The following is a 7,420-nucleotide window of genomic DNA, read 5'->3' on the forward strand; positions in this document are numbered from 1 at the left end:
AAAACTTTAATACTAGCTTAGTGCCAACTCTTTGAAACGATCGCCGCGATGGGCATAGGATTTAAACTGATCCAAACTTGCCGCCGCGGGAGAAAGGAGGGCGACGGTCTCTTTTGTATGGACAGCGTGAATTTGCTTCATCGCTTCTTCGAGAATAAAGCATTTTGAGAGCCAAACACCCTCTTTTTGCGCCAAAGAAGCCAGTCTTTCGGTATTGGAACCGATAGCAAAAATCTTGACATGTAAGGTTTTCATAAAGTCGAAAAGTTCTTGCAAATCAACGCCTTTGTCGTCGCCTCCGAGCACCAGTAAAATCTGCTTGTCTTTATAACGCTTTAACGCTTCCACGGTCGCATCGACGTTGGTGCCTTTAGAGTCGTCGACCCAGAGGCGTCCTTGCGTATCGTGAAACTCTTCGATTTTATAGTGGTCGATTTTAAACGTATTGAGGTGGGCATAATCGACCGTATCGAGTAAAATTTTTTGTGCACATGCAGCGAGTACGGCATCGAGTAAAAACGGCGATTTGAAGTGAATGCGGTCGATGTCGATTCCTACGTGTTGCGCTAAATCCGTTTCGTTTTCATAAGCCACGATATGGGCAAGTGTTGGCGTATCGGCGAAGGCTTTGGGAACAACGGCTACGCTGCCTTCTTTCATACGCCTCAAAACGGAAAGTTTTGCTTCGATGTAGGCTTCCATACTTCCGTGCCACGTCAAATGATCAGGTTTGATCGGAAGAAGCAAGTAAATATCGGGTGCCGTGATTTTTGTATAGTGAAACGTGAACGAACTGGTTTCCAAAATCCATATCGTTGCTTTTTCGTCGATGGCGGCCAAGGGCGTTCCGATGTTACCGCCGGCACATGCGCCTTTGTCTTGGAGCAGATGTTCGCAAATTTGCGTCGTTGTCGTCTTTCCGTTGGTTCCGCTGATCCAAATCGAAAAGGGCATTTGCTCTTTAAAAAAGTCGTACTCGCTTGTGACGTGTTTGGCTTTAACGATAAGCGGATGGTTGGAGGGAAATCCGGGGCTTGGGATTTCAACGTCGCTTTGTTCGGGATCGAAGCAAGAGGGCGGTAACAAACGATTACCGTATTCGTCCGTACTTGGTTCGGTAAAATGATCGTCGAAGATCTGACATTGTCCGCTAAATTTTGCCGCAATAGCTTTGGTTGTTTTTCCGTGTCCGAAGAGTGTTATTGTCATCTGATTTTCAATGCCGTTAGTGCTAAAAGATTTGACATCAATGCGAGAATCCAAAATCGCACGATAATCTTGTTTTCCGGCCAACCTTTTACCTCAAAGTGGTGATGGATCGGCGCCATAAGAAAGATCCGTTTTTTGCGTGTTTTATAACTGCCTACTTGTAAAATAACCGATACGGTTTCTAGGACGAAGACAAACCCGACGAGAAACAACAAAATCTCATTTTTAGAAATAATCGCCATATAACCGATAAACGAGCCGATACTCAGGCTTCCGCTATCGCCCATAAAAACTTCGGCGGGGTAGCAATTGAACCATAAAAAACCGACGAGCGAACCCATAACGGCCGTGGCGACGATGACCACTTCGCCGCTTCCTCCGACTTTAGGAAGCAATAAATAACCGCTTAAATACGCATTGCCGCCGACGTAAACAAAAACGCCGAGCGATAAAATAGAAAAGATGGAAGGTACTGTTGCAAGTCCGTCGAGTCCGTCGGTGAGATTGACCGCGTTACTGGCGGAAACCATGACTAAAATCCAAAAAGCGATCGCAAAAAGATGCATATCGAAAAGCGGAAATTTGTAAAAAGGAATAAAAAAATGGGTATTCATGTCGACGGCGATGTAGAGCGTCAAAGCAATGACGAGCGAAGCGGCAATTTGTAACAAGAGTTTGCCTCTAGGACTCAGTCCCGCAGTGTTGCTTTTGCCCAAAATTTTGGAGAGGTCGTCTTGGACGCCGATAAGGCCGAAGAGCACTAAACACGCTAGACCTCCGATGACGAAAAGATTGTCCATACGTGCGTTAATCAAAATGGCAATAGTCGAGGCGCATAAAAAGACCAATCCGCCCATTGTAGGCGTTTTGCCTTTTTGTTGGTGGGTTTTGGGGGCAAGATCGTAGATCGGTTGGCTTGCGTTGCGCGCTTTTGCCCATCGAATAAATTTGGGCATCAGATAAATCGTCAGAATAAAACTGAAGAAAAAAGCAAATCCCGCTCTAACGGTAATATATTGAAAAATATTGATCGACGTGAGTTGGTATAAAAAGTAAAACATAAAGTGTATTTCCAAAAAGTTAAGGATACTAGACCTCTTTTACGGCCTATGCGCGATAGGCTATAAAAGAAGTCTAAAAGCAACATTTTAGTACCATATTGCTTATAAGCTTATAACAAAGGGTGGGATTTGAAACCGCAGATTCAAAAAACCTTACTGATTATTACGGACGGTATCGGGCACAATGCTTCCGATACCGCCAATGCCTTCGCTATGGCGCATAAACCGACGTATGAACGGCTTTTTAAGGAAGTACCCTACGCGTTGGTTGCGACTTCGGGACTTAGCGTCGGGCTTCCCGAGGGGCAGATGGGCAACAGCGAAGTCGGACACATGTGCATCGGTAGCGGACGTGTTTTGTACCAAAACCTCGTCAAGATTTCTTTAGCAGCGCAAGACGGATCTTTAGCGAGCAATCCGGCGTTGACGTCTTTGTTACATGTCAAGGGCGATATTCATATCGTAGGGCTTGCAAGCGACGGCGGCGTGCATTCGCATATCGAACATATTATCGCGTTGGCGCACATTGCGGAAGCTCAAGGCAAAACGGTACGCTTACATGTCATTACCGACGGGCGTGATGTTTCGCCGACGTCGGGCGTCTCGTTCGTGGAACGTTTGGAAAGCATTTGCACGGAACATATCGGCATTGCGTCGATTTCGGGACGTTTTTTTAGTATGGATCGCGACAACCGTTGGGAACGAATCGAACAAGGATACCGCGCTATCGTAGATGCAACGCCTAAAACGACGCTCGGTGCCAAAGCCTACGTGCAGTCGATGTACGATAAAGGCATTACCGACGAGTTTATCGAGCCGGTTGCGCTTGAGGGTTTTCAGGGTATTAAAAGTGAGGACGGCGTTATCTTCGCCAATTTTAGAAACGATCGTATGCGCGAGCTTTCCCGTGCGATCGGTTTTAAAGAGTTCGGCGAGTTCTCGCGCACGCTAAACGGTGTGGAGTGCGTGACGATGAGCGAGTACGATAGCACGTATCCGTTTGCGATTTTGTTCGAATCGCAAACACCTCAAAACGTCTTAAGCGACGTGGTTTCGGCGGCGGGACTTTCTCAGTTTCATACGGCGGAAACGGAAAAATACGCTCATGTTACGTTTTTCTTTAACGGCGGCGTGGAAGAGCCTAAAGTCGGCGAAACCAGACTTTTAGTTCCCAGCCCCAAAGTCAAAACGTACGATTTGGAGCCTCAAATGAGTGCGAAAGCCGTTGCCGACGCGGTTTTAAGCGCGATGGACGCAGCGTACGATTTTATCGTCGTCAATTTTGCTAACGGTGATATGGTCGGGCATACGGGAAGTCTAGACGCTGCCATCAAAGCCGTTGAAGCGGTGGATGAGGCGTTGGGACGGTTGTTCGACAAAGCTTCGGCGGCGGATTATTCCGTGGTACTGACGAGCGATCACGGAAATTGCGAGCAGATGTTCGACGAAACGGGAGCCAAATTAACAAACCACACGACTTTCGACGTCTACGCTTTCGTGTTGGACAAGCGCGTCAAACACGTTCGCAAAGGCGCGCTGAATCATATCGCGCCGACGGTTTTAGCGTTGATGGGGCTTGAAATTCCATCTGAAATGGATGCACCGTTGGTGTCGTTTTAGACTCTACATGTCAAGATTTAACAAAGGAAAGATCAATGAAATTTAGCGGAAAAAATGTTTTAGTTACGGGTGCGGCAAGCGGTATCGGTCAAGAGATCGCCTTGACGTTGGCGCAATACGGGTTAAAAGTATGGATCAACTATCGTTCACGCCCCGAGCAAGCCGACGCAATCAAAGCGCAAATCGAAGCAAACGGCGGCGTAGCGGCGGTAATCGGCTTTGACGTTACGGACGAAGAAGCCTTTGTCGAAGGTATCAAAACGATCGTCGATAGCGACGGAGAACTCTCGTATTTGGTCAACAATGCGGGTATTACCAACGATAAATTGGCGATTCGTATGAAAAAAGAGGATTTTACGTCCGTCATCGATATCAATCTGACGTCGGCGTTCGTAGGATGCCGCGAAGCACTCAAAACGATGAGCAAAAAGCGTTTCGGTAGCGTCGTCAATATCGCTTCGATCGTCGGCGAAACGGGCAATGCGGGACAAGTCAATTACAGTGCGAGCAAAGGCGGTTTGATTGCGATGACCAAAAGTTTCGCGCAAGAAGGAAGTGCCAGAGACGTACGTTTTAACGCCGTAACGCCCGGTCTTATCGCGACGGAAATGACCGATAAATTAAGCGACGAGATTAAAGAAAGTTATACGTCGAAGATTCCGTTGAAGCGTTTCGGAACGCCTAAGGACATCGCAGAAGCGGTCGCTTTTTTACTCAGTGATAGTGCCGCTTATATCACGGGAGAAGTGCTAAAAGTCAACGGCGGCATGTACATGTAAGCGATGCCAAATTCAAATTAAAGTTTTTTTTGATAAAATAGTGAAAATTTTTTAAAGGAGCTATTAAATGGCACTATTCGATGATGTAAAAGCGGTCGTTGTTGAACAATTAAACGTAAATCCCGACGAGGTAAAAGAAGAGTCAAAATTTGTAGAAGATTTGGGCGCGGACTCTTTGGACGTTGTTGAACTCGTTATGGCACTTGAAGAGAAATTCGATATCGAAATTCCCGACACCGACGCTGAAAAAATCGTCACCGTCAAAGATGCAATGTCTTACATTGAAGCACACAAATAATTTCATAACGCATAAAGCCCGTTTGATCGGGCTCTCCCACTCCCCATTAGATCACAAAAGAGGATAAAAATTTGAAAAGAGTCGTTGTTACCGGTATAGGAATGATTAATTCACTGGGTTTGGATAAAGAGAGTTCTTTTAAAGCTATCGTTGAAGGTCAATGTGGCATTAAAAGCATTAGTTCGTTTGATGCGACCGAACATTCTGTGACTATCGCCGGCGAAATCATCGGCTTTGATCCCAATACGATTATGAATCCCAAAGAAGTCAAAAAAGCCGACCGTTTTATTCAGCTAGGACTTGCCGCCGCAAAAGAAGCGATGCATGATGCAAAATTTGAAAGTTTTGAGTCCGAGCGTTTCGGCGTCAGTTCGGCTTCGGGTATCGGTGGATTGATCGTCATCGAAAAAAACTCCGTGATCGTCAATACCGCAGGCCCTCGTAAAATTTCTCCATTTTTTATTCCTTCCGCGTTAATTAACATGTTAGGCGGTATGGTTTCGATCGAGTACGGTTTAAAAGGGCCGAACCTCTCTTCGGTAACGGCATGTGCGGCGGGAACGCATGCGATTAGCGACGCAACGAAAACGATTTTAACGGGCGGTGCGAAAAAAATGCTTGTCGTCGGTGCCGAGGCGGCAATTTGTGCGGCGGGTATCGGCGGATTTTCGTCGATGAAAGCACTTTCGACGCGCAACGACGATCCCCAACGTGCTTCACGTCCGTTTGATGCGGAACGTGACGGTTTTATTATGGGCGAGGGTGCGGGCGCGTTAGTCCTCGAACTTTACGACGATGCGGTCGCTAGAGGTGCGCACATTTACGGCGAAGTGGTTGGATTCGGTGAAAGTGCCGACGCCAGCCATATCACTTCTCCGAGCATGGACGGTCCTTACCGTGCGATGAAAGCGGCATACGAAATGGCAGGTTCTCCTCGTATCGATTATATCAACGCACACGGAACGAGCACGCCGGCAAACGATAAAAACGAAACGGCCGCGATTAAAGAGCTTTTCGGTGCAAACGTACCGCAAATCAGCTCTACCAAAGGTCAAATCGGTCACTGCTTGGGTGCAGCGGGTGCTATTGAAGCGGTTATCTGCCTTATGGCGATGCGCGATGAAATCTTGCCTCCGACGATCAATTACGAAAACCCCGATCCCGAATGCGATTTGGATTATATCCCCAATACGGCTCGAAAATGCAAAGCTCACTATATTATGAGTAACTCATTCGGCTTTGGCGGAACCAACGGCTCCGTCATTTTTAAGCGCGTATAAGGACAAAGAGTGGCAACCTATTTAGAGTTTGAAAACGGTATTAAACAAATCGACGAAGATATTGCCGGTGCAAAAATCAAAGGCGATGCACATGCCGTTGAAATCTTGGAAAAAAATCTCGCCAAAGAGATCTCTAAAACCTATAAAAATCTCAGTGAATACCAAAAACTTCAACTCGCCCGCCATCCCGATCGTCCGTATGCTTTGGACTATATTCGAGGTTTGTTGAAAGAGAGTTACGAAGTTCACGGAGATCGTAATTTTGCCGACGATGCTGCAATTGTCGGCTATATCGGCTATTTAGCCGGACGAAAGACAATGATTATCGGCGAACAAAAAGGACGCGGAACCAAAAATAAAATCAAACGAAATTTCGGTATGCCGCATCCCGAAGGCTATCGAAAAGCATTGCGTTTAGCAAAGATGGCGGAAAAATTTAACCTGCCTATCTTGTTTTTAATTGACACCCCGGGCGCGTATCCGGGCATTGCGGCGGAAGAACGCGGTCAAAGCGAAGCAATTGCCAAAAATCTTTTGGAATTGAGTCGATTGAATACCCAAAGTGTTGCCGTCGTGATCGGAGAGGGCGGAAGCGGCGGTGCTTTAGCCATAGGCGTTGCCGACCGTGTGGCGATGATGCGATATTCCGTTTTTTCCGTTATTTCTCCGGAAGGATGTGCCGCCATTTTATGGAACGACCCTTCTAAACAGGAAAATGCGACCAAAGCGATGAAAATCACCGCAGACGATCTTTACGGATTGAAATTAATCGATGCGATCGTCGACGAACCGCTTGTCGGCGGACATCGCGATAAAGAGAGTGCGATTAAGGCTTTGGGGGATTATTTTATTAAGTCGTTGCAAGAGTTAGATCAATTGAGTGATCAAGAACGTATGGATAAGCGTTACGAAAAGATTCTTTCTATCGGAGCATACGAGGAACGCTAAGCGCGTTTTTTTGTGTGAGCGGTTACTGTAAAAAAAAGAGCCATGCATTCACATGGCTCCTCTTCTTCGCACGTTAGTGCACTTCTTTCCAGATTTTAACTTTCCAAGCAAACGCAAGAAGCGTGAAAAGTACCATATAGCCGATTAACTTATAACCGAGGTCTTCGCGTTCGGCTTTTTTACGATCGCCGACTTTCTCCATATAAGAGATCACTTGATTTTGCG

7 protein-coding genes are annotated in these 7,420 nt (G+C 46.6%); 5 read left to right on the forward strand and 2 right to left on the reverse strand.

What is annotated here, in order from left to right; translation table 11 throughout:
• Positions 1-12: 12 nt before the first annotated feature.
• Entirely contained in the window at positions 13-1,209 is a 1,197-nt protein-coding gene (gene murD, locus OA34_RS12400) for a UDP-N-acetylmuramoyl-L-alanine--D-glutamate ligase (protein WP_039675837.1), read from the reverse strand.
• Entirely contained in the window at positions 1,206-2,270 is a 1,065-nt protein-coding gene (mraY, locus tag OA34_RS12405; protein WP_039675839.1) for a phospho-N-acetylmuramoyl-pentapeptide-transferase, read from the reverse strand. The genes murD and mraY overlap by 4 nt, the downstream gene beginning before the upstream one ends.
• A gap of 129 nt (positions 2,271-2,399) precedes the next feature.
• Between mraY and gpmI the strand changes: the two genes are divergently transcribed.
• The 5 genes from gpmI (at position 2,400) to accA (ending at position 7,195) form a co-directional block, all read left to right on the forward strand.
• The gene (gpmI, locus tag OA34_RS12410) at positions 2,400-3,890 is read left to right on the forward strand and encodes a 2,3-bisphosphoglycerate-independent phosphoglycerate mutase (protein ID WP_039675841.1); all 1,491 of its coding nucleotides are present in this window, start codon (positions 2,400-2,402) and stop codon (positions 3,888-3,890) included.
• Between the two features lie 35 nt (positions 3,891-3,925).
• Positions 3,926-4,669 (forward strand): 3-oxoacyl-ACP reductase FabG, encoded by a 744-nt coding sequence (gene fabG, locus OA34_RS12415; RefSeq protein ID WP_039675843.1) that lies wholly within the window; start codon positions 3,926-3,928, stop codon positions 4,667-4,669.
• Positions 4,670-4,736: 67 nt separating this feature from the next.
• Entirely contained in the window at positions 4,737-4,967 is a 231-nt protein-coding gene (acpP, locus tag OA34_RS12420) for an acyl carrier protein (RefSeq protein ID WP_012857599.1), read from the forward strand.
• A 71-nt stretch (positions 4,968-5,038) separates the two neighbouring features.
• Positions 5,039-6,247: a beta-ketoacyl-ACP synthase II gene (locus tag OA34_RS12425; RefSeq protein WP_039675846.1), complete on the forward strand. Its 1,209-nt coding sequence runs from the start codon at positions 5,039-5,041 to the stop codon at positions 6,245-6,247.
• Between the two features lie 9 nt (positions 6,248-6,256).
• Positions 6,257-7,195 (forward strand): acetyl-CoA carboxylase carboxyl transferase subunit alpha, encoded by a 939-nt coding sequence (accA, locus tag OA34_RS12430; protein ID WP_039675848.1) that lies wholly within the window; start codon positions 6,257-6,259, stop codon positions 7,193-7,195.
• Positions 7,196-7,420: the final 225 nt, after the last annotated feature.

Source organism: Sulfurospirillum sp. MES, assembly GCF_000789415.1.
Lineage (GTDB): Bacteria > Campylobacterota > Campylobacteria > Campylobacterales > Sulfurospirillaceae > Sulfurospirillum > Sulfurospirillum cavolei.